We start from the raw sequence: 23,275 nt of genomic DNA on the forward strand, positions 1-23,275 counted from the left end.
CAACAAGAGCGGGTTCAGGTTCGAAATCGAGTTTGATTGTTACTCCGTCCCTTTCGAAATGCCATGAACATCGCCTCTCGGACTTTATCGTTTCAACAAAGCATGTGCCCGTAAAATCAAGGTTTCTTAGTTGTTTAGCTATCCAAACTATCCCCCACAGTTCCCACAGGTGGTTAAGCATGACCGGCGGATATGTAGACCTAGTTGATAAGCTCTCTGAAATAGCTTCAACTGGACTTGGCGCAAAAGCACGAAGTAGCAAACGAAGGCGGTGGTCACGTTGGAAAATGGGATTTAGGTCGATCGGAGCGCCTATTTCTAGGTTGTTTACGTACGGAGGCAGTCGGTAGCGCAATTCCGCAGTGCGTCTTAGCAAAATATCTAGTTGAGTTATGGCTGAAACGATTTTCTCTTTTCGACCCTCGGGATTGTTAAGGGAAAGTTGGGCCCTTTTTAATCCAGTTTCTGCCTCAAGAATGGCCGCCAATTGCGCCCGCAGGGCGTTGATTGATTGGGTGCGCTGACTGCACAGCCAAAGCCAGTCAGTCCTGATAACAATCGACTGACAATTTTCTTGAAGGCGACTGGCTAAATTGGTCTACTACCCTTATTTGGCGAAAGATTTTTTATGATTGAATATGATTTGATCGCTCGTTGGCCTGGCAAGAGTGCCGGGGAAAACGGCGTGGAACACCCGGCGATTTACCACATGCTCGACGTTGCCTCGGTAGCTGAAGCTATTTTAGAGCAGACGGCGTTTTCGTCAGAACATAAGCAGGCCTTGGTCATTCTTGCGGCGTTGCACGATATCGGAAAACTGCACAGCCGTTTTCGCTGTATGCTGCGTGGCTCATCCACGCCTTCTGTTTCGCATTGGCGGTTAAGCGAGGTCTATCTGTTTGAAAACATAGAGCTGCTCGCGAAAATCCTCAATCCTGATTCCCCTTCTCGATTAGATCCTCTTATTGATGCAACGGCAGGCCATCACGGAAGACCATCAGACTGGTCGGCGCAGGAAAAGCGTAGAGCCAAACGCAACATCCCGGACGACGTCCAGTTGATGATCAAGGCCATAGCAGAGCTTTGGCCAGGAGCATCCCTTGCCGGAATCGATGAGCAACGATCCTATGAACTGAGCTGGTGGTTCTCGGGGTTGGTGACAACGGCTGATTGGATCGGTTCGAATGCGAATTGGTTTGAAGCCGCAGAACCAGTGTATTCGTTGGGGGGCTATCTTAACGTAGCCAGAGTAAAAGCTGCCGCGGCCATCAAGGGCGTCGGAATCGAGTCAAATCCTGCCAGCAGATTGTGTGTTTTCGACTGGCCCGAACTGCGTCCGATGCAAGAAGCCAGCCGCTCCGTCGCTTTAGCCAATGGCCCTATGCTCGCGATCATCGAAGACGAAACTGGGTCGGGCAAAACCGAAGCGGCTTTGATGCTGGCTCAGCGGATGCTGACGGCGAGGAAGGGGCAGGGGCTCTTCTTTGCTTTGCCGACGATGGCAACGGCAGATGCGATGTTTTCGCGCGTCAGCAAACTCGTCGGTAAGATGTTCGTGCACAAGCCCACAGTGACGCTTGCGCATGGCCGCGCAGGTCTGTCCGAAGACTACCGCGATATTCAGGAGGGACAGCCAAATGCGCCGGAAGACATCGGTTGTACCGAATGGCTTGGGGATAGTCGGCGCAGGGCGCTCTTGGCAACTGTCGGGGTCGGCACGATTGATCAGGCGCTCTTGTCAACTCTGCCGGTTAAATTTCAGACCCTTCGCCATTTTGGGCTCGCGTCGAAAATTCTGATCGTTGATGAAGTGCATGAACTCGGGGAGCCATATATCGCCGAAACTCTGACGGCGCTGCTGAAGCTTCATCGCGTGGCTGGTGGGTCCGCGATCTTGCTGACGGCAACATTGCCAATCGAACTTAGAAGCAAACTACTTGCGACCTACGGGGGTGCCGATGATAAGGATCAGGCCTATCCTGCGTTGACCATCGGCGGTGGTGCTGCAGTGCGCGATATGCCGCAGAACACAGGGCCGAAAGGTCCGGTCTCGGTCGAGCGGCTGGCAAGCGCCGAGCATGCTGTTTTGCTAATCAAGGAAAAGGCCGCGACGGGTGCCGCTTGTGTCTGGGTCAGGAACGCCGTTGATGATGCAATTGCGGCATTTGAAGCATTGCGGGCCGAAGGAGTTGAGGCCGAACTTCTGCACGCGCGGTATACGCTTGGGGATCGCAAGCGGATCGAACGGTTGATGAGGGACCGCTTCGGTAAAAACGGAAAGGGAAGGGAAGGGTGCGTTTTAGTCGGCACTCAGGTGCTTGAGTCCTCGCTTGACCTCGATTTTGACGTGATGGTCTCGGACCTTGCCCCAATGGCGGGGCTGGTCCAGAGGGTCGGTCGATTGTGGCGTCATATGGATATTCGGCCTGCAGACAATAGGCCTGTAACGGCGCCGGTGCTCTATGTGGTCTCGCCCGATCCTTTAGCGGTCGAGCATGGACGCTGGCTGATGGACGTGCTCGACAGCGGTGCCTATACTTATTCGGCCGACCTTATGTGGCGCACGGCCTATCACCTCTTTCGCCAAGCCGAGATCGTTGCACCGTCGGGCATCCGGCCCCTGATCGAGAGCGCGTATTCCGGGAATCCCGAGACGCCGGAGGTTTTGGATAAGTTCGAACGAGATAGGAAGGGCAAGGAGTTTTCGCACCAGTCACTTGCGAGCATGAACATCGTTAGGATCGAGGATGGTTATGGGCTTGGCGGGCAAGCCCACGACGATGCCAGCTATCCGACGCGTCTGGGTCCCGAGCAACGGACCCTTGTCCTTGCCAGAGAACGAGACGGACGTTTGGTGCCTTATATCGACGGACCGGACGGCTGGGCCATGTCGGAAGTCAGCGCGGCGAAACACCGATTGGAAAAGCTGGAATTGCCGGATCAAAGTAGTCCAAGAATTACGGCAATAACAGATATATGGAAAGAATGGATGCGCGGGAAATATACTCTTTGTCCGGTGGCGGAGGACGGAAGTATCTGCGAGGAGCTCTCTTATCAAAGCGATAAGGGGCTGATTTTCTGATTCAACATTAAATGAGAGTTGATAACGAGGGAAATTACTTTAAGGTAGTGAAGATAAAAATATTTACTATTCTCGGAATATTCTTTGCCCTTGAATTTAATTACTGAACAATGGATTCCGGTTGTTGATAAATTTGGTAGCCGCCGGATCATCGCGCCTTGGGAAATGGCAGATATGTCTCTGCAGCGACCGGATTGGCCGCGCGGTGATCTCAACATTGCTTGTCTTGAATTGCTCGTCGGGTTGGTTTTCATGGCCGATCCACCGGCGAGCCGTGATGATTGGGTTGCGCGGGTGCAACCTGATCCTGAACGGTTGAAAGGGAAGTTGGCTCCTTATGCACCAGCGTTCAACCTTACCGGCGAGGGACCGCTCTTTTTGCAGGATTTGGAGCCGTTGGACGGGTCGCCGAACCCTGTGGATATGCTGTTCATCGACAGTGCGGGTGCCAATACGGCCAAAAAAAATGCTGACCTGATGGTGCATCGAGATCGCTATAGGGGGCTTGACCTGCCGCTGGCCGCGATGGCGCTTCATACCTTTCAGGCCCATGCGCCTTCGGGTGGGGCAGGCAACCGGACCTCGATGCGGGGTGGCGGGCCGATGGTGACGTTGGTTGATCCGGGGCAGGGTCTCTGGTCGATTATCTGGGCGAACGTGCCGAACGGAATGCCGGCGGCGTTGTCCGAATTGCCTTGGATGAACCCGACACGGGTGTCTGACAACAATCAGGTGGTCCTGCCGCCTCAGGGCCAGCGTTTTTCGGTCGAGGCCTTCTTCGGGGTACCGCGCCGTCTGCATCTGGTGGTCGAGGGGGATGTGATAACGGGCGTGGTCCAGAAACCTTATGGCACCAATTATGGCATCTGGATGCACCCGCTCAGCCCTTATTACCGAATCAAGGCAGGGGAGGAACCTCTGCCCGTGCACCCCAAGGCGGGATCCTTCGGCTATCGTAACTGGCTTGGTATCCTCGCACAGTCCAGGGATGCCGAGTTGGCCGAGCGGGCGCATTGCGTGAACCTATGGGAACAGCGTTCCCGAAAGGAAGCCAGCGTGATCTTGGCCGGATGGTCGATGGACAACATGAAACCGCGGGATTTTGTCCATTCGGTCCAGCCGCTCATTGATCTGCCCGAGGATGAAACGATTTGTCTTATTGGGCTGGTGACAGCGGCTGACAATGCCGCCATCGCCCTGCGCGGCTCGCTTGTCCCTGTTCTGGCAAAAGGCGAAGGACTCGAGGCCGAGCGCGAGGCGTTCTATGCTGCGACCGAACCGGCGTTCGTGGGCTGCCTTGCGGCATTGAAAATGGGCGAGTCGATTGAAGAGGTCTATGCCTGCTGGCTCAAGGTTCTGCGGTCCGAGGTGCTCAGCCGTTTCGATGCCCTTTCACTTTCTGCGATTGATCAGCGGGATACCTCAGACATCGAAAAGATTGTGAATGCGCGCAGGGCCTTGACGGGAACCTTTGCCGGCTACGGCAAGTTTGGGCGGTTGCTTTTTGAGGCCCTTGAAAAGGAGCCGCCCAAGGCAAAAGGAAAAGCAGCATGAGTGACAAGGGTAAAGCTATTCTCAAGTGGTGGTCTGCGGAACTCGAACGCGATACCGCGCATGGGCGCCGGCTTGCGGCGACGCTTCGGCGGGCGGGGCCTGTGGCCGCGATGAGCGAGCCCAAGGTGCACGAGCTTGCGCGCGAGCTTGGCATTAAGGACGCGGAAAAGCTTGTTAGGCTTGTGTCGCTTCTCGCGGAAGTGCGCGAGAATGTGCCGCAAACGCTTGCAAAAGTCCTGGGTGGCCACGACCCTGACCTTTCGCAGCTTCGGTTTCAAAAGCTGATGCGCGCCGAAGGAGATGAACTGATCAACGGCCTTCGACGGGCAATTAAGATCGCAGGGCATCGCTGTAACGTGGCGGCTCTGGGCGAAGACCTGATGTTCTGGTCGGATCAGACCCGCATGACTTGGTGCTTTCATTATTTTGGGGCTGAGGCGCCCAATCAGTTTTCCGAGGAGACTCACTAAATGACGACGTTTCTGCAATTTCACGTTCTGACGGAATACGGCCCTTCCAACCCGAACCGCGATGATCAAGGTCGCCCGAAACAGGCGAATGTCGGCGGCGCACCGCGTCTTCGGATTTCGTCACAGTCGTCCAAACGGGCAATCCGTGAGAGTTCGTTCTTTGCGCTCGATTTGAAGGATCATCAGGGCACGCGCACAAAGCGTTTGTTTGAGGGTCTTCGCGATCACCTGGTTGTGGGCGGAGCCAAGCAGGATGCCGCCGTCGCCGCAGCCGAGCAGGTTGCCGTGATCTTTGGCAAGCTTGAGACGCCTGACAAAAAAGCGCCTGAGAAGAAAATCGGCACCACACTTGCGTTCATCTCGCCTGCGGAATGGTCCTTGGCTGAGGAGTTGGCGGAAAAGGTTCTATCGGGCGAAGACCTGCCCAAGGATAAGGATCTCAAGAGGCTTGTGTTGCGAAAGGCGGACGGGGCGATTGATATCGCGATGTTCGGGCGGATGTTGGCGGATGACGCGGATTTCAACCGTGACGCCGCTGTGCAAGTAAGTCATGCGATCACCACGCACACGGCAGTGGTTGAGGATGATTGGTATTCGGCAGTGGATGACCTCAATAAAGCCGAGGACAGCGGGGCAGGGCACCTTGGCGAGAGCGGTTTTGGTTCGGGCATCTATTATCAATACGTCTGCGTGAACGTTGATCTTCTGGTAGAGAACCTTGCCGGCAATCGGGAATTGGCAGCCAAAGGGTTGGAGGCCTTGGCGCGGGGTGTGGCTATGGCGACGCCCACGGGCAAGCAGAACAGCTATGCCAACCGCCCACGGGCCTATTACATCCGCGCAGAGGCGGGCCCGCAGCAACCGCGCGATCTGACGGGTGCGTTTTTTTCGCCTGTGAAGGCGCAGCCTTGGGAACGCACTTCGGTCGAGGCCTTGACCAAGACCGCCGAGAACATTGACCGCGCTTATGGCAAAACCTATGATCGGATTTCAGTGATGGACGTTCGGGCGAGCATTGGCTCGCTCGACGGGATCGCAGACTTTGCAGCGTCAACAGTCAAGGCGGGCGTATGACGCATTATCTGGTCTTTACCCTATCAGCCTCGATTGGTGCGATGGGCGATCTGGCCGGGCATGAGCGGCGGGGGACTTACCTTTGGCCTGGGAGGTCTGCGATCACGGGGCTGCTTGGTGCCGCGCTTGGACTGAAACGGGACGCGGATTTCTCAGCGATCAATGCATTAGGGATGGCGGTTGCACGGTTTGAGCAACGGACCGACCGGGGCTTTCGCGATTACCACACGGTTGAGACGGTTCCTTCTGCCAAGGCCAAGTCCCCCAATTCGCGGCCAGAGGCGCTCCGCTCCGCGGGGCAGGACACAAATACTACGATCACTCTGCGCGATTACCGCACGGGGCCGCTCTTTGGAGTGGTGGTCTGGGGCGATGATCTCGAGCCGCTTTGGGCCGCATTGAAGAGGCCAGTGTTCACGCTTTATCTCGGGCGCAAATCTTGTCCGTTATCCGCCCCTGTAGATGCTCATTTGGTTCAGGCCGACACAGTCGAAGACGCTATGACCAAAGCACGAGTCCCCGAATGGCGCAGCGGCGCTGTAGCGAAGCAGCTGGTCACCGATGCCGCTGAGGGTGATACCCACACCGAGATCCGACACGATCGTGTGATTGACCGTGCACACTGGCACTTCGGTGCGCGGCGGGTGGCGTTCCGTTCGGTAGAGATCACCCCGGAGGTCGCACGATGAGTATGTTTATCTCGCGTGTGACCGTCTCGCGCTCGCCTTCTGTTCAGGCGATGAATGTCCTTCTCCTCCCCGACGACGCAGGTAAACGCACTGATGCGCATCACCGTCTTCTCTGGACGCTTTTCGCCGATGAGCCTGACCGCAAACGTGATTTTCTCTGGCGTGAAGAGAGGGCAGGGGAGTTCTTGATCTTATCTGCCCGTGAGCCTGTTTCGAGCGAACTCTTCTCGCGTGTCGATACGAAACCGTTCGATCCTGTGCTTGCAGTCGGGGATCGGCTCGACTTTGCACTCAGGGCCAATGCGACGCGCGCGAAAAAGAGCGTGGGCCGCGTGGATGTAGTTATGGATGCGCTTCATGGGATTGCGCCCGACAAGCGCGCAACAAAGCGCATGGAGATCGCCCAGATCGAAGGCCCGGCCTGGATCGAACGTCAAGGCGCGCGAAACGGGTTCGTTGTCAAACGATGCGAGGTAAAAGAGTATTTGGTTCATGTGCTCCCGACCTATCGGGGCAAACGCGTGGGGCAGCCGCAGTTTGGCATTCTCGATCTTCAGGGTACTGTTGAGGTCACGGACTCAGAGCCATTTCGTACTGCGCTCGAGAAAGGCTTCGGCCGCGCCAAGGCCTTCGGTTGCGGGCTTATGCTAATCCGTCGCGCAGTATGAGCGATCTTCCGGGTTTGCCTCCACCGCGTCCGATCCCGCTCAAGGATCGGGCGCAGCTTGTCTTTGTGGAGCGCGCTCAACTTGACGTGGCAGACGGAGCCTTTGTTGCAGTGAATGCGGACGGGACGCGGACCCAGATTCCCGTAGGCGGCCTTGCGGGGGTTATGCTCGAACCCGGGGCGCGGATCTCCCATGCCGCGATTACTCTGGCGGCGCGGGTCGGCACTCTGATCACTTGGGTCGGAGAAGGTGGTGTGCGCCTCTATTCCGCAGGCCAACCAGGAGGGGCGCGTTCGGACAAGCTTCTGTGGCAAGCCTCGATTGCTTTGGACGATGCGGCGCGGCTGCGTGTGGTGCGCAAGATGTATGAGATGCGGTTCGGAGATGAGGCCCCGTCGCGCCGCTCGATTAATCAATTGCGCGGGATCGAAGGCGTCAGGGTGCGCGAGACCTACGCGCTATTGGCGCAGCAATACGGGGTTGAGTGGAAGCGCCGCTCTTACGACGTTGCAGACTGGGAGGCGGGGGATATCCCGAACCGCTGCCTGTCGGCCGCGACCGCCTGTCTTCACGGGCTTGCCGAGGCGGCGGTTCTTGCGGCCGGATATGCCCCTGCGATCGGCTTCTTGCACACGGGCAAGCCTCTGTCCTTTGTTTACGACATCGCTGACCTATATAAATTGATAACCGTTGTTCCCGAGGCGTTTCGCATCGCCGGACAGGCCGCCAAGGGCAAGCTGGATATGCACCCAGATCGCGCGGTTCGGCTTGCGTGTCGTGACATGTTTCGCAAAACGGGCCTGTTGGCGGACATAATTCCGAAGATTGAAGATGTGCTTTCTGCAGGCAAGCTTGCACGCCCCGAGCCACCGCCCGAAGCGCGCGGTGCGGCTTTTGACCGTCCTGAGCAGACCGGCGAGGATGGGCAGAGATGATGGTCGTCGTGGTTTCCAATGCGCCGCCGAGACTTCGGGGTAGGCTGGCGGCTTGGCTCGTCGAGGTTCGGGCAGGCGTTTATGTCGGCGACTATAGCGCCCGCACCCGCGAGATGATCTGGAAGCAGGTTTCGGGTGGGATCGAAAAGGGCGACGGCGTGATGATCTGGAAGGCCCCGACCGACCAAGGCTACGAGTTCCAGACTGTCGGCAGAAACCGCCGTATGCCTGTTGATTTCGAAGGGCTAAAGCTGGTGAAGTTCTTTCCGAATACGGGCGCGAAGTAAGGCGCTAGAGTGCGTCTTTCGTGGCTGAAACATTCGGTGCGCTTTTTGACAATCGAATAATAGTGGTAGATCAAGTGTCTACAGGAAGTCTGTTCCCCGCCCACGCGGGGATGAACCGGCGGGTGATTGAGGAATCATTCATCAAAGAAGCTGTTCCCCGCCCACGCGGGGATGAACCGGCTTTGACGCAGACGACATGCTAGGCGCTCGCCTGTTCCCCGCCCACGCGGGGATGAACCGCAGGAAGGTGCGGCTATTTCGTATGACACAGCCTGTTCCCCGCCCACGCGGGGATGAACCGCCAGACAGCCCGTACGTGACCACGTGGCACCCCTGTTCCCCGCCCACGCGGGGATGAACCGCCCGCGTCAGTGCTAGGTCCAGCAGCGCCCGCCTGTTCCCCGCCCACGCGGGGATGAACCGTGTTGACCAGTCTATACAACCCCAGGACTAGACTGTTCCCCGCCCACGCGGGGATGAACCGCTCGTTTGGCCCTTCGATGCCGACCAACGTTCCTGTTCCCCGCCCACGCGGGGATGAACCGACGGCATAGTTTGCAGCTTGTCCCACCAAAGCCTGTTCCCCGCCCACGCGGGGATGAACCGAATTGCAGAGGGAATTCAACAACGGGCGCCCGCTGTTCCCCGCCCACGCGGGGATGAACCGGTTCTGTTCGCCTTCAATCGTATGCCCGAGTGCTGTTCCCCGCCCACGCGGGGATGAACCGGCTTGTCAGCCTCGCAATCGAATTGACCGGATCTGTTCCCCGCCCACGCGGGGATGAACCGATTTGTGTTTACAAAACTTTCTTCGCTGATAGCTGTTCCCCGCCCACGCGGGGATGAACCGGGACCACTAAAAGGATATACCATCGAGAGACCCTGTTCCCCGCCCACGCGGGGATGAACCGCCGGGCCAAAGGGTGCTTTCTGTGCCGTCGTCCTGTTCCCCGCCCACGCGGGGATGAACCGGCGACCACGTTATCGTGAAGCTGCCAGTTGAACTGTTCCCCGCCCACGCGGGGATGAACCGCCGTCCTCAAGTCCTGTTCCGCGACCTCGACCCTGTTCCCCGCCCACGCGGGGATGAACCGTGCCCATATCGGTCATGAACGGCGTTGAGCGCCTGTTCCCCGCCCACGCGGGGATGAACCGCGGCCTTGACCTCGTGCAGCGGATAGTCCTGCCTGTTCCCCGCCCACGCGGGGATGAACCGTTTAGCACGTCGCTTGTGTCCGCGTTCTGATCCTGTTCCCCGCCCACGCGGGGATGAACCGGGCATAGGATGGCAACGCAGTCCATGTTGTCACTGTTCCCCGCCCACGCGGGGATGAACCGTCGGCGCGCAGTTGCAGAACAGGTATGTTGCCCTGTTCCCCGCCCACGCGGGGATGAACCGAGAGCCAAGCAGTTGAGGAACATACGGCATCTCTGTTCCCCGCCCACGCGGGGATGAACCGGGACCAACGGGCCGGACCCCGACAACTAGAATCTGTTCCCCGCCCACGCGGGGATGAACCGCTGTTCGGGCGCGGGTCAAATCGGTTTGCAGACTGTTCCCCGCCCACGCGGGGATGAACCGATGAACCGCTCTTGATCGGTCAGCCGCCAAGGCTGTTCCCCGCCCAGCGGATGCCGCGGTTGTCGCAGCGATGGCCATCACGCTCTTCAAGAATGGCCACCTTTCTTTTGCCATTGTGGTTTCATGCAACACGTACCTGCTTCCCAAAGACCTGACGACGACGCTGATGACACCTAGCAATGATCGCACTGATGAACCCAGCTCTTGCAGACACCACACCAGAGCTGACCGTCTGCACCATGTTTTTGCCAAGCGGTCAGCTTTCGCCATTCATCCAGCGAAACAATTTGCCCGGTCCATGTTTTGGGATGGCCGCTTATTGCAAAACCATGGCGCATTGCAGAGCGGTCCAATGCCGCTGCGGTTTCATATCCAGCCGCATGACAGCCTGACAAAACCCGACAGAAGTCCGCTTTAGTTGGCGGTTCTGCAATTTTGTCAGGTTTTGTCGGATTGTCATTGAGGGATTTCGCGTAAGTAGTGGGATCTTGCGCGAGCGCCAACCACTTACTCATTTCACTACCTCCGCGCGCGGGTTCACAACATAGCTTTTGCGGGGACGACCTGATCCGGTGTGCGGAGCAGGTCTAATCCAGTTTGCGTTCTCAAGCACAGCAAATGCGGGTGCGATCTCTTTTGCAGATTGCAAGTCAGACAACCCGCGGCGCTGTATCTCCCGCGTGTTAATCTCTGTCAGACCCTCGGCCACAATGATCTCTGCAATGCGGCTTGCCGCACGAATCTCGGACGGCCTCGAGGCGACCCCGTAAGAGCGATGTGCGTGCATGCGGAGGTGTTCTCCCACATAGTGGCATGCGCGCCCTAAATGAACGGTACTGATCATCTTGACTGGCGCCAATCCATCCTTTGCATAGTCTAGAAGTGCAAAAACCGTAGCGACACGGACAGCCAAGCCAGGCAATTTACCAATGTGACTCTTCATCAACCCTGACGCTTCGATCTCCCAATCACGGCATTGCTCTCGAAATTCCTGCAAAACGTCTTGGGCAGCCGCGTCCAAGTAGAGAAGCTGCGGCGTTTTATTGCCGTGCTCATCAGTTACCGGTTCAAGGGCCCGCAGACGCTGATAAGCAATCTGCAAAGTCTTGTTATCAACAGCAGTCGTTGGACGACGCAGCGGTGGTTGGGCTGGATATGTTACGAGGTATCGCGCCAGCAAGCCGTCGTCGTCATTCTGAACCAAGAGCCTGTCCAATTTATCGGGCTGGGTGCCACCCAGAACCGCGATCGACAGATGCTCCACCAATATGGGTTCAGGGCTACTCTTCCGATCAACTGCATAGCTGCGGCCACCAAATGCCTCCAGCCAGAAGGGCCGGTCGGGCAACCAACCATGGCCAGACAGCGCGCCTGCGCGCGCCAGTCGCTTGCAAAGTATTGAGAATTGATGTTTATTTGTGTTTTGAGGTGGTCTTTGAAACCAATTTTCGTTGTCAGGTCGAGTATTGGGTGCAGCAGACGCTATTCAAACATTCCGTCCCGGTTATCCGAAGGTTTCCGGCTCGGTAGAAGGCCTGAAGCATGTCTCTGGTTTTGAAGACGGTTCGGGCTTTTCCGAGAGGTCGGACTACCGAAGAATTGCTTGTTCTCGTCGGTGCGGCTTTCTCAAATGACAAGCGGCTTGCGGCTCTCAGCGAACTGGAGACGCTATTTCGCGATGGTTTGATAGTGAAAGGCAAGGACGGTCGCTGGCGTGCAAAGGCAGATGGTTTCAAACCCAGACATGAGAGCGTGTCGGCTTCGAGAGGTGGAGGGCCTGAGGGCTTCGTTGATGTCATTCACGCTGCCAATGCATTCTTCTCCTCGGAACCGACGGCGGCCGAACTACCTGATCAAGAAGACGAAAGTTCAGATGCTCCCGATCCGCAAGCGCTACTGAGATATTGGCGCTCGGCCTTGCGTGCCGATCCACGAGGAGCCACGACCCAGGTTCTCGACAAACATGGAATCGAGTGGGCCTTGATCTCTGGGCGTGGCCCTATCGGTCCAGAAGAAGGGCAAACGCTGACTGTTTCAATCGAACTCGACGCGATTGATCCTGCCTTTCGAGAGGCTCTGGTGCGAAGGGAAGGTCACGAGAACGCGCTTGCAGTGGGTTGGCCGATGGCGGTCGGACGACGTGGCGGAGTTCCTGTCTTTCGACCCGTTGGCATGTTAGCAGCAGCTTGGGATCGTAAGGATGACCGTCTAATCCTGACGATTGATGCCGATGACGTTTTGGTAAACCCTGATTGGGTCAAAAGTGCCGCTCGTGCCAGCGGCTGGAAGCGCGACGACCTCGCTGACCTTTTTTTCGTGGACGATGGGCTGGGGCTGCGGGCTCAGGATTTTGTGGAGAAGGTAAGGATTGCCGTTGCCAGTCAGATACGTGGTCGCGTTGTCGGCGAGAATCTCGCCACACAGCTCGATGCCTCGGCTCAAGGGATTTTTGACAGCGCCGCGATCTTCCTACCGACTGACTCTTCTTTCACCGCGGGGGCTGCTCGTGACCTGGATGCCATTGCGACATGGCCGAAGGACCGCCTTGAGAGAACTGCGCTTGGCGCGGTATTCGGGTTTGACCTTCAAGACGGCACGGACAAGGCTGCTGCAATCGACGCAGTTCCGCTGAACAAGGAACAGTTGCGCGCGGTTCGATCCGCATGCCAAGCGCCTTTGACCGTCGTGACCGGTCCGCCCGGGACTGGCAAAAGCCAAGCGATCGTATCTATGGCCGCGTCAGTGCTCGCAGATGGTGGCAGTGTTCTCGTCGCCTCCAAGAACCATCAAGCGCTTGATGCTGTGGAGGACCGTCTTGGCTCTCTTGCTCCGGACGTCCCATTCGCCATCCGGACACTGAACCCGAATGACGAGGCGGATACGGGCTTCAAGGACGCCCTCAAACAACTCATCGACAGCGAAAATGTGACGCGCAACGCATCTGTCGACGAATTCGCATTAGGCGAGCTCAAAAGCGACGCGATCGCGAGAAGCGAAGTGGTTAGCGTGATCGATAAGATCACGGAAACGGAATGCGAAATTTCCGATATTCTGGACCGGATTCAAGTCCGAGAGGATCGCGGGCGCCCTGACAACCAAGACTCTGAAGACGTGGATCCGAGACAAAGTCTCTTACTCCGCTTTGTCTCTTGGTTTGGATCGCTTTTCGCCAAGCGTCCCCCCAAAGTAGCGCCAGTGACAGATCATTCTTCGTCCCGCCGCGGAATGAACGTCAAAGAGCTTCATTGCGCGCTGGCAGAAAAAAGATATGAACGCGATGCGCTCGGGACACCTGACGATCCGATCGCCTTAGGCGAGAAGATCCGGGAAGCGACCGAGAATCTTCTGCCTCGCATTCTGTCCGCCCGGACACATCTCCCAGAGGATGAGAGGCGCGAAATCGCAGAACTCTACGATGACTGGACATTCGACGGGGGACGGGGACATCCCCCTACTGATCTTTCGCGCGTCCTCATTTCGCATCGGCCTTTGTGGCTTGCATCGATCTTGGGCACGCCTCGACGCATACCTCTTGATGACGGGCTGTTTGACCTCGTGATCTTCGACGAGGCGAGCCAATGCGACATCGCGACGGCCGTTCCGTTGCTGGCGCGCGCGAAGCGGGCCGTCGTTGTTGGGGATGATCGACAACTGTCATTCATCCCTCAACTGGGTCAGGCGCAGGATCGCAATCTCATGCAGGCTCAGGGCCTACCGGTCGCCAGAATGGGCCGTTTCGCCCAGAGTCGCCGTTCGCTATTCGATTTCGCATCGCGCGTGTCTGTTGCCGACAACAGGATTACTCTGAGGCACCAGTATCGTTCAGCAGGCCCCATCGTCGATTACATCAGCGAGAACTTCTACGGAAACCAGTTGCAGACCTCGTATGACCCGAGGCGACTGAACGTGCCAGATGGGGTGCGCCCTGGCCTCGCATGGGAACATGTTCCTGCTCCCGCGGTCCCGCAAATGGGCAACGTCAATCCGTCGGAAGTAAGCGCGATTGTTAGGCACCTGAAAAAGCTGATCGTTGAAGACAAATACACTGGCAGCATCGGTGTCATAACGCCGTTTCGCGCTCAAGTGGCCGCTATCGAGAACGCGGTCGATGCCGTCCTGGATGAACCGAAGCGCATTGCCTGCGAGCTCAAGGTTGGCACAGTTGACGGTTTTCAGGGACAGGAGCGGGATCTCATCATGTTCTCGCCTTGCGTCGGTCCACGCAGCCCGCAGTCTGGCTTGACCTTCTTTCAGCGAGATACGCGCCGTTTGAACGTTGCGATTTCGCGGGCTCGGGCGGTCGCGATGATCTTCGGCGATCTTGATTTTGCACGTTCAGGGCAATCAAAAGCGCTGGCCAAGCTCGCTTCGAGGGCGACGGAAGCGCGGACGAAACGGGGCGAAGGTGTGTTCGACAGCGATTGGGAACGCAAAGTCTATCACGCTCTGAAGGCCCGAGGTCTGGATCCGCAGCCGCAGCACGAAATAGCTGGGCGGAGGCTGGACTTCGCGTTGTTTGGAGCGAATGATGTAAAGCTCGATCTCGAGGTCGACGGACGCAGATGGCACGAAAGCCCAGACGGTCGTCGAAAGACGTCAGACCTGTGGCGCGATCATCAACTGAAGTCCATGGGATGGCGGGTGCGCCGGTTCTGGGTGGACGAACTTTCAAGGGATATGGAGGGTTGTCTTGACCGAGTCGAACAAGACCTATCGTAAGTCGAGCAGGAACACCGCGGTTGCGTTGGGGCTGGGTGGCGCCGCCATCCTTGCCTCGGGCTTTCTCGTCCTGCAAGTCAACTCGCTCGATCGCCGATATGGTCGTATCGAGGAAAATCTGAGCTACTACACCGGGGAACTCCAATCCGCGCAGCAGCAACTGGCTTTTGCTCGTGAGCAGTTTCGCGAACTTTCTGACCAAAAGCAAAGCTTGTCTCAGGAAGTCGCGAGCGCCGAACGCAGCCTTCAAAGCGCGGCTCAGAGAGAGGCGGATGCGCAGGCTAGTGTCGAAGCAAGCCAGGCCAAATTGACTGCTGAGCGGGACCGTTTGGCCGAAGCCCAAAAAACGATTGCGGATGCGCAGCGAATTGAACGTGAAACTGCTCAAGCTTTGCTGCGAAGAAATGGCCTCGAAACAGAGGTGGTCAAACTGAAAGGCGATGTGCAGGCCCTTAAGGAGAGCCAGCAAGAGTTGTCTGCTGGTGTTGACCAAACGCAATCGGCTGTCGATCGCCTCGAAGAGAGAAGAGCTGAACTTCAACGTGAAGTGGATAGACTCGCGCCCGCCGTTGAAGACCTTCGTGCACAGGAGCGGCTTGTCGAACAACTGCGAGGTGACGAGGATCGTCTCGAACAGAGCCTCGACGATTTGAATGCGAACATTGCAATTGCACGGACTGAATTGGCGACCAGCGCGGAAAAGGTCGATGCGGCCGAGGAGAGGCTGCGTGCAGGGCAGGAACAAATAGCATCCACAGAAGCTCAACTTGAAACACTGAATTTCGAAGTCGATGACCTCGAGTCGAGACAGGGCGAACTGCAGGCAAGTGTCTCGGGAGCAGAGACGCGTCTTTCTTCATTGCAAAATGAACTGGAGATCGCACAGAACGCGGTGACGCGAGCTGATGCGCAGCGCGCTGAAACTACAGAAGCACTCAACATCGCTCAGGAACAGTTTTCGACGCGAAGCGCTCAGCTCTCTACCCTCCAGTCGCAGATTGCATCGGCAGAGGAAGAGCTTGCCGAACTTGAAGAGAGACGGGCGGAATTCAGCAGATTGCAGGCTCAAATGGACCAGCTGCAAGCACGTCGAACGACACTAGAGGAGGTTCTCCCCGATCTTGAGAAGCGAGTTCAAGCAGAGCGGGCTAATTTGGGTTCTATCACGACAGAAGTGGAGACAGAGCTCGGGCGAGTTGCTGTACTCAAAGGCCAGGGTTCCAGTCTGGAGGCCGACATCGAGCGCCTCCAAGAGCGTCGCGACGAACTCGGGCTGGAAACGCAGTCCGCCACTGCTGAGGCGGAGGCCGCGCGCGCATCCCTTCAAGCTGAGCTTGGTCAACTTGCGGAAACCGATGCCCTTTCAAGAGCGCGGACTGCCGATTTGAGGCGCTTGAGAGAAGCTCTTGGAGCTGCTGAAAGAGAGCTTTCCGAACTTGAAGAGAGACGGGCGGAATTCAGCAGATTGCAGGCTCAAATAGACCAGCTGCAAGCACGTCGAACGACACTAGAGGAGGTTCTCCCCGAACTTGAGAAGCGAGTTCAAGCAGAGCGGGCTAATTTGGGTTCTATCACGACAGAAGTGGAAACAGAGCTCGGGCGAGTTGCTGAACTCAAAGGCCAGGGTTCCAGTCTGGAAGCCGACATCGAGCGCCTCCAAGAGCGTCGCGACGAACTCGGGCTGGAAACGCAGTCCGCCACTGCTGAGGCGGAGGCCGCGCGCGCATCCCTTCAAGCTGAGCTTGGTCAACTTGCGGAAACCGATGCCCTTTCAAGAGCGCGGACTGCCGATTTGAGGCGCTTGAGAGAAGCTCTTGCTGCTGCCGATGATGAGCTTTCCGAGACACGAGCGGAACTGATGGACGGACAGTCTGTGGAACAGGAACCAGTATCAACCATTAGTGAAGGCGCTGGCGCCCGTGAAAACGCTCAGTCTGACAACTCCGCGCCATCGAGCACCGACAATTGAGGTAACCGAAAATGCTTACGGACAATACAATACTTGTGCTGGCGATTGCGGGTGTCCTGATACTGCTCGCCGTGGTTCAACTTTTTCTGGCCGCCCGCCACGACCGGGCGGTTACGGCAGCAGGCCCGATCGAAGAGCTTGCCGTCTACGAGAAGCGGCTGGAAGAAAAACAGCGGCTCATGGACGATCTTGAAGCTGAAGTGGAAAAACGTCGGGAGGCAATGGCCGTCGTTACTGACCTCCGGGCTGAGGTCGACGGTCTACGGCGTCAGAAGGAGGAGCTCCTTACAGAATGGGAGAGTCTCCGTGAACGTCGCGACGAAGTTGCGGCAGTTCGCAAGGAGACTGAGGACGCCGTTGTCGAACGCCAGCAACTCGAAACGGAGATCGCCCCGCTTCGTGCGGAGTATCTGGAGATAAAGGAAAGGCTGGAAAAGGCGGAGGAGCTCATTGAGCGCACTGACGCCTTGAGACGAGAGCACGACGAAATCTCCACACAGGTCAAAGATCTTCGGGACAAGAAGAGGCAACTTGAAGAGGCCGAGGAACGGGTTTCTCGCCTGGAAGAGCGTTCCTTCGAACTTGAGACATCGAATGCTCGGCTTGAGGGACAGAAGTCTTCGCATGAAAGCGAGTTGTCCGCCTTGGAAGCGCGGATCGCCTCGGAACACGGTGGGTTGGCATCTGCCCAAACCGAACATGCTCGCCTCGATGCAGAGGTTGCGGCTCTGAACCAGGAAACCCGCCGCTCCAGGGGCGAAATCGAGACGCTCCAGGACACTCGAAGCGCGCTTGATGCTCGATTGGCACACCTCAAGGCCGAGATAGCTCGCCGAGAAGGTCGAACCGTCGACGGGGAAACCGGCGAAACGGATCCGCTTCGCGAGCTCAATGAAACACCACCGGTCATTACGGAGATGAGGACCTGGGACAACGCGCCCCGCGAGAACGAGGCGGATGCCATCAAACGCGTCGAACGCCGCCTACGCGCAAAGGGTCTCGACTACCCGGCTCGCACGCTTCGCGCTTTTCACACCGCCATGAAAGTAAATGAAACAACGCAGATGGCGGTCCTTGCCGGTATTTCCGGAACGGGCAAGAGCCAGCTCCCGCGTCAATACGCGGCCGGTATGGGCATCGGTTTCTTGCAAGTTCCGGTGCAGCCACGTTGGGATAGTCCTCAGGATCTGATGGGATTTTACAACTACATCGAAGGCAAGTTCCGACCCACAGACATGGCGCGTGCGCTTTGGGCGGTCGACGGGCTTAACAACGACGATGCGGAACAGGATCGCATGATGATGATCCTGCTGGACGAGATGAACCTCGCAAGGGTCGAATACTATTTCTCGGACTTCCTCAGCAGGCTGGAAAGCCGTCCGCGTCCCGATGACGTCGACAATGAAAACGAACGCAAGGACGCTGTGATCGAGCTTGAAATCCCGAACATGGAACGCCCCCCCAGGATTTTTCCGGGCTACAACCTCTTGTTTGCGGGCACTATGAACGAGGACGAAAGCACGCAGTCGCTATCCGATAAAGTTGTCGACCGTGCGAATATCCTTCGTTTTTCCGCCCCGAAGAAAATCAAGGACGGACAGGCAGAAGGAACGGTCGAGCCGATTTTGGCCCTTTCGCAACAGACATGGGAGAGCTGGGGGCGGTCGAGTGCGTCTGTCGATGGCGGTCGGCGTGTCACCAACCGGATTGAACAAATGGTTGATCTGATGCGTGACTTCAAACGGCCTTTCGGTCATCGGCTCGGACGCGCGATCATGGCTTACGCGGCGAACTATCCTGAGGTTGAAGGCGGCCGCGGTGTCGACGACGCTCTCGCGGATCAATTAGAGATGCGCCTTCTACCGAAACTCAGGGGCGTGGAAACCGACATGGCTGGCCCTCAGTTCTCGAGGTTGATGACCTTTGTGGAACGCGAGCTGGGGGACGACGCCTTGGCCCAAGCAATCGGTGAGTCAATGTCCCTCGCCGAGGCAACCGGGCAGTTCGTATGGAGTGGAGTCACGCGTTGATGCGGTTTCTGGCCCGTCCCTGGGCGGCGAAAGCCCTTGGAGAGGACGAAGCCTTTGGGCCCGAAGACTGTCTGATCGGTAGCTACCAGGGGGCGAACCCAGGCGGCTACGAATACGTGACGCTCTTGAGGGGAAACGTCCGAGGTAGCGATACCGGAACTGTTCTGTTTCCCTATCCAAAGCGTGAGGAAGCTGTCGGGCCCGCGCGTAAGGGCTTCCCGGTGCGCCCAAGGTCGGGGCACGATCCTGCCACTCCGGACGAAGAAGAAGGCGCAGAGGCCCTTCGACACATGAACGAAGTTCTTGCACGTATCCAAGAACTGGAAGGTGCGATTGAAGACCCAAGCGATACATGGGGGCGCCTGAGGGATGCTTGGAAGCGCGCCGAAAATGAAGCCGAACCCAAAATGGCTGAAATCGTCCGGCAGGCGCGGGGCATGCTTCCGGTGCTTCGCGATCTGGAAAAACGCATCCGCCGGGTTCTACGTAGGCACAGGGAGCTAACTCCCCTTGATCGGGTGCAGGAGATGGATCGGACCTCTATGGTGTGGCTCAGCCGACAGCCAGGGCGAAGCATCGCGGAACGTGCAGGTTCTTCGCAACGAATTCTTGCGACGGTTCGCCGTGAGAATTTCGATACGCTCGAGAACCGTGTCCTGCATGCCTACACGCGTCTTGCCGCAGATGTTGCACGCGAATGGACCCGTGAGCACCCTCGTGCGAAGGACAGTGTTCGCTACAAACAGGTTGAGGCTTTTAGGAAGGCCTGTCGAGTATTGTCGCGAACACTCAGTGACCTCGGTGTCATGATCGCGTCGGCCGGCGTCCAGCCAAACTATGTGCTCATGCAAGATCGCAGCTATCGAGAGGTTCATGAGGGATGGCTGAGGCTTCTCTTACGCCGAAAAATTGTAGATGATCTTTGGGCTTGGCAGGCCGAAACTTGGACGGATTTCTCCGTTCTTTCGATCATTCTTGCCATCGACGAATTGGAAGAGGCTGAACTTGTCGCTCAGTCGCCGATTTCGTGGAGCGGTGAGGCAACAGGCGGACGCTGGTTCAATCAGGATCGGCCAATCGCCGTCTTTTGGCTGCGCGACACCAACCGCATTGTTGAAGTCCAAGCACGCCCTGAGCGACCAGGAACCATGTTGAGCGCGGCACAAGCGCACGTCGCCCTCAGAATTTCCGATCCCAAACGGGCTGACCTTCCGCGCAGGATCGCTGTCTGGACGCCACATGCCATGCGTAGAATTGATCTCGAGGATACTGTGCGGGGGGCAGTTCAACTGCTTCACCAAATCCAGCCCCTCGCTCAGACGGAAGTTTTGCGGAATGGGTTGATCATGACCCCAGCACGTGGTGTCGCAGCTGAAGAGAGCGCAACTCACGGAAGAGCGATCGTTACGGCAATCGCCATAGGCCCAGCCGGTGAAGACCTAGCGAAGGGATTCCAGGCCGTGCGCGACTTCATTCGCAGTGAGCTATACGAGGTCGCAACATGATCGACCGAAAACTATGCGGCTTCGATCTCAACGGATGGAGAGATTTCGTTGCGAAGAACTGGCGCTCCGTGCCAGGTGAAGACGAGGTCATTGGTCCGACCGATATCGTCACAAGTGGCCCTCTTTCGTCGATCGTGCGGATCGGGGAAAGCCGCCTCGCAGGTTGGATCGGAGGACCGCAGGCTGACATTGCTCCGCACGGTCGCGGTGGTGGTTGGGGTGATGTCGGGTCAGAACAAAGACGCATTCCCGTTCGGTCACTGCTGGAAATGCGTGATGACGGGGTCGAAAAACTCGCCCAGGCACTTGTGGGATCTGCGAGCGGTTCGGCAAACACAGTCGTTTCGATCGATGAGGGCCCGGATGGCGATGAAGCCGTCCAAGAGCACCTTCTCGAAGCACTTGCCCGAGGGAAGTTCCGAAATGGCTCATTGGTTTGGCGACCAGTTCTTGCCGCCTTGTTCGCCATTCATCGCGATCAGGTTTCGGAGGGGCAGCTTGTAGGCGTCGTCTCCCATCAGCGCCAAGGCTTGTCAGTTCAAAAGCTGCGTATTCGTAGCGCAAGGAATGTGCTCGCCCCGGAGCGACGCGAGGCCGCTGCCCATATACCGTGCGACGCTGGTTACGAGTCCCTATTCCGAGGTGCCCGCAACGCCGCTGTCGGGGCAGAGGGTTTTTCGGCGCGCACAGCTCATCGTGCGATCGCAAGCTCGGTCGGAAAAGCTGGTTTAGGGATGGATTGCAATCCTGAGATGCTCCGCATGCCCAACGGCGATTGGGAGCTCTTGGACCTTAATAAATTTGACGCGTCGGAAGTGGTGAGTGTCCCGAGTTCCGAGCTCGATCTGGCCGATTGCGACGTCGTTCTTTTCGAGACCCTTTGTGAAGGTCGGCTCAAAAAATGCCTGAGTGATGCTATCCAAAGAGCAGCTCCAGTCGAGGTGCTCTCTCTTCCCGCAACGGCTGTTGCGGAAGGTGCCTTGGAAGCAGCACGCCGAGCCGGGGACGGGGAACCGATCTTCTTCGACTTTCTACCACGATTGTCCACCATCGTGTTCGGATCGGATGGCGCAAAGAATTTCGATCTCATACGGAAAGAAGAAACGCTCGAAGCAGGCCGGACCTACAGAAGCCCTGAAGCAGCATCTCTCGCGATACCGGCAGGGCAGGAGAGCGTCTCTGTCTACCTGAGGAAAGAGGAAGCTCCCTGGCCTCGAAAGGCAAGGGTGTCGCTTGGAGCTCCTCTGAAGCATCAAGCTGCCGTCTCGCTGTGGGTCGAACAGAAACCGGCCGCCGGGCGAGCGCGGATCCTCATGGAATCGCCGGACTTGGGGCGGAATTTCGCGGTGGATTGGGATGAAGCACTGGAAGAGGAACGGCCCTGGTCTGAGATCATCGAGAGCTTGGATACGCAAGTGTCAATTCCCAAACGTCTGGTTCTTCCCTGCGGCATGGAGGCATGGCATGACAGCGATCGATCCGCAGGTATGCTAACTTTGCTCGAATCCGAGCCTAATCGCAGCCGCACGGATTGGGCGACCCTTCGGCAAAAACTTTCACAGCGTCCCTTTGGCAAATACTGCATCTCAAGTGACGGCGACGTGCCTCCGGAGATCGCGGCAGAAACCCTCGAGCGGTTTGAAATTCTGACCAGCAAAGCGCTTGAGGTTACTGAAAAGCGCCTGAGGGGCGAAAGCGGCTACGGAACGGAAGACAATGAGGCTCTCAAATTCTTGAGTTGGCAGTTCCGCCGATGCCCGCGCGATGTCGCGACGTGGCTGATGGACTGTATTGAAGCGTCCGGGCGCAACCATCCGTTCGTCAAACATCAAGCAAGTTGGGTTCTCGTATATCAGGGCCTTGGCCGCATCGTCGGAAACGAAGAGGACGAAGCGAGAGCAATGCGGTTGCTTCTGACTTCGTCCATTGAGGACTGGGTCTGGAACCGACAAAGCGCGGCCATGGCGTTCATGCTGTCTCGTTCTGACAGCGCTCCATCTTACCTGGAACGAGAAGACGTAGAGAAGCTGACCAAGAGGACTATCGCGGACTTCCAACGTAATATCGGCGGCCAATATACAATGTTTAACTACGCGCCTTTCTTACTTGCAGGCCTGATAAGATGGCGTCTCGTTGATCCTAAAGCTTTGGTGATCGGGGCCGACCCGTTGGCGGATGACCTCTTGGCTATCATTGAGAAAACAGAGCACGACCTGAAGGCCCGTTGTGGGTCCAATATGAATTTCCAAAGGCGGCGGTCGAAGTTCTTGCCTATCCTCCAAGACCTGAAGTCAGAGCTGGCGGGAGAAGGTTCGAATCCTGACCTGTTGTTGGATATCTATGGAGCGAGCGGAACGTGACCATGAGCGCGCAGGTACCAAGCTGCTGGATCAAGCCTCTGGGACGAGCAGAAGCCCGTCCGTTGTATAAAATCACCACAGACACAAGCAAGAGATATCGTGATACTAAAGCGCTCTGGAGGATTCCCATCAGACCTGATGAACATCGCAACTGCATCGAACCAGAACCATCTTGGCAACTAGGTGCGGACCAAGGACTGAAGCATGTGCCTATCGCTCAAGGCTGGAAGGTTTCTTAGGTCTTCGTCGCGATCCGAAGATTTCGGCTGACACGTCGTTGTATTCAGCGACGAAGCGATCCAAGCAAGCCTACAGCTTTTCAAGACTCGAACTTGCGCCGTCATTCAGCTT

The 23,275-nt window shown here is 57.3% G+C and carries 15 protein-coding genes and 1 CRISPR repeat array; of the genes, 13 read left to right on the top strand and 2 right to left on the bottom strand.

Going from position 1 to position 23,275, the window contains the following annotated elements; genetic code table 11:
* Window positions 1-628: 628 nt before the first annotated feature.
* The 8 genes from cas3 (at window position 629) to cas2e (ending at window position 8,759) form a co-directional block, all read left to right on the top strand.
* Window positions 629-3,082 carry a CRISPR-associated helicase Cas3' gene (gene cas3, locus C8N45_RS20880; RefSeq protein WP_168769544.1) on the top strand — a complete coding sequence of 818 codons (2,454 nt, stop codon included), beginning with the start codon at window positions 629-631 and terminating at the stop codon, window positions 3,080-3,082.
* Window positions 3,083-3,166: 84 nt separating this feature from the next.
* Window positions 3,167-4,636, top strand: coding sequence for a type I-E CRISPR-associated protein Cse1/CasA (casA, locus tag C8N45_RS20885; RefSeq protein ID WP_108388639.1), 1,470 nt, complete (start codon window positions 3,167-3,169; stop codon window positions 4,634-4,636).
* Entirely contained in the window at window positions 4,633-5,106 is a 474-nt protein-coding gene (casB, locus tag C8N45_RS20890; protein ID WP_108388641.1) for a type I-E CRISPR-associated protein Cse2/CasB, read from the top strand. Before casA ends, casB begins: the two co-directional genes overlap by 4 nt.
* The gene (gene cas7e / locus C8N45_RS20895) at window positions 5,107-6,180 is read left to right on the top strand and encodes a type I-E CRISPR-associated protein Cas7/Cse4/CasC (RefSeq protein ID WP_108388643.1); all 1,074 of its coding nucleotides are present in this window, start codon (window positions 5,107-5,109) and stop codon (window positions 6,178-6,180) included. It abuts the gene before it with no gap.
* Window positions 6,177-6,869, top strand: a complete 693-nt coding sequence (gene cas5e, locus C8N45_RS20900) for a type I-E CRISPR-associated protein Cas5/CasD (RefSeq protein WP_108388645.1) — start codon at window positions 6,177-6,179, stop codon at window positions 6,867-6,869. The genes cas7e and cas5e overlap by 4 nt, the downstream gene beginning before the upstream one ends.
* Complete coding sequence (gene cas6e, locus C8N45_RS20905) at window positions 6,866-7,537, top strand: type I-E CRISPR-associated protein Cas6/Cse3/CasE (RefSeq protein WP_108388647.1); 672 nt, start codon at window positions 6,866-6,868, stop codon at window positions 7,535-7,537. The genes cas5e and cas6e overlap by 4 nt, the downstream gene beginning before the upstream one ends.
* Window positions 7,534-8,472: a type I-E CRISPR-associated endonuclease Cas1e gene (gene cas1e / locus C8N45_RS20910; protein WP_108388649.1), complete on the top strand. Its 939-nt coding sequence runs from the start codon at window positions 7,534-7,536 to the stop codon at window positions 8,470-8,472. Before cas6e ends, cas1e begins: the two co-directional genes overlap by 4 nt.
* On the top strand, window positions 8,469-8,759 hold the full coding sequence (gene cas2e, locus C8N45_RS20915; protein ID WP_108388651.1) for a type I-E CRISPR-associated endoribonuclease Cas2e: 291 nt from the start codon (window positions 8,469-8,471) through the stop codon (window positions 8,757-8,759). Before cas1e ends, cas2e begins: the two co-directional genes overlap by 4 nt.
* A gap of 89 nt (window positions 8,760-8,848) precedes the next feature.
* A CRISPR array of direct repeats spans window positions 8,849-10,341; the repeat unit is 29 nt; unit sequence CTGTTCCCCGCCCACGCGGGGATGAACCG.
* A 173-nt stretch (window positions 10,342-10,514) separates the two neighbouring features.
* Here the strand turns inward: cas2e and C8N45_RS23050 are convergent.
* Window positions 10,515-10,844: a hypothetical protein gene (locus C8N45_RS23050; RefSeq protein WP_133176027.1), complete on the bottom strand. Its 330-nt coding sequence runs from the start codon at window positions 10,842-10,844 to the stop codon at window positions 10,515-10,517.
* 8 nt (window positions 10,845-10,852) lie between these two features.
* Complete coding sequence (locus tag C8N45_RS20920) at window positions 10,853-11,689, bottom strand: DUF3987 domain-containing protein (protein ID WP_168769545.1); 837 nt, start codon at window positions 11,687-11,689, stop codon at window positions 10,853-10,855.
* Window positions 11,690-11,883: 194 nt separating this feature from the next.
* Here C8N45_RS20920 and C8N45_RS20925 point away from each other — a divergent pair, with 194 nt between their 5' ends.
* From C8N45_RS20925 to C8N45_RS20945, 5 genes are all read left to right on the top strand, one after another.
* On the top strand, window positions 11,884-15,060 hold the full coding sequence (locus C8N45_RS20925) for an AAA domain-containing protein (protein WP_108388655.1): 3,177 nt from the start codon (window positions 11,884-11,886) through the stop codon (window positions 15,058-15,060).
* Window positions 15,032-17,029 carry a coiled-coil domain-containing protein gene (locus tag C8N45_RS20930; protein WP_108388657.1) on the top strand — a complete coding sequence of 666 codons (1,998 nt, stop codon included), beginning with the start codon at window positions 15,032-15,034 and terminating at the stop codon, window positions 17,027-17,029. The genes C8N45_RS20925 and C8N45_RS20930 overlap by 29 nt, the downstream gene beginning before the upstream one ends.
* 11 nt (window positions 17,030-17,040) lie before the next feature.
* Window positions 17,041-19,059, top strand: coding sequence for an McrB family protein (locus C8N45_RS20935; protein WP_108388659.1), 2,019 nt, complete (start codon window positions 17,041-17,043; stop codon window positions 19,057-19,059).
* A gap of 290 nt (window positions 19,060-19,349) precedes the next feature.
* Complete coding sequence (locus C8N45_RS20940) at window positions 19,350-20,564, top strand: hypothetical protein (RefSeq protein WP_245882786.1); 1,215 nt, start codon at window positions 19,350-19,352, stop codon at window positions 20,562-20,564.
* Window positions 20,561-22,924 carry a hypothetical protein gene (locus C8N45_RS20945; RefSeq protein WP_108388661.1) on the top strand — a complete coding sequence of 788 codons (2,364 nt, stop codon included), beginning with the start codon at window positions 20,561-20,563 and terminating at the stop codon, window positions 22,922-22,924. Before C8N45_RS20940 ends, C8N45_RS20945 begins: the two co-directional genes overlap by 4 nt.
* Window positions 22,925-23,275 lie beyond the last annotated feature (351 nt).

Origin of the sequence: Yoonia sediminilitoris (assembly GCF_003058085.1) — a bacterium.
In the GTDB taxonomy this organism is placed as follows: Bacteria; Pseudomonadota; Alphaproteobacteria; order Rhodobacterales; family Rhodobacteraceae; genus Yoonia; species Yoonia sediminilitoris.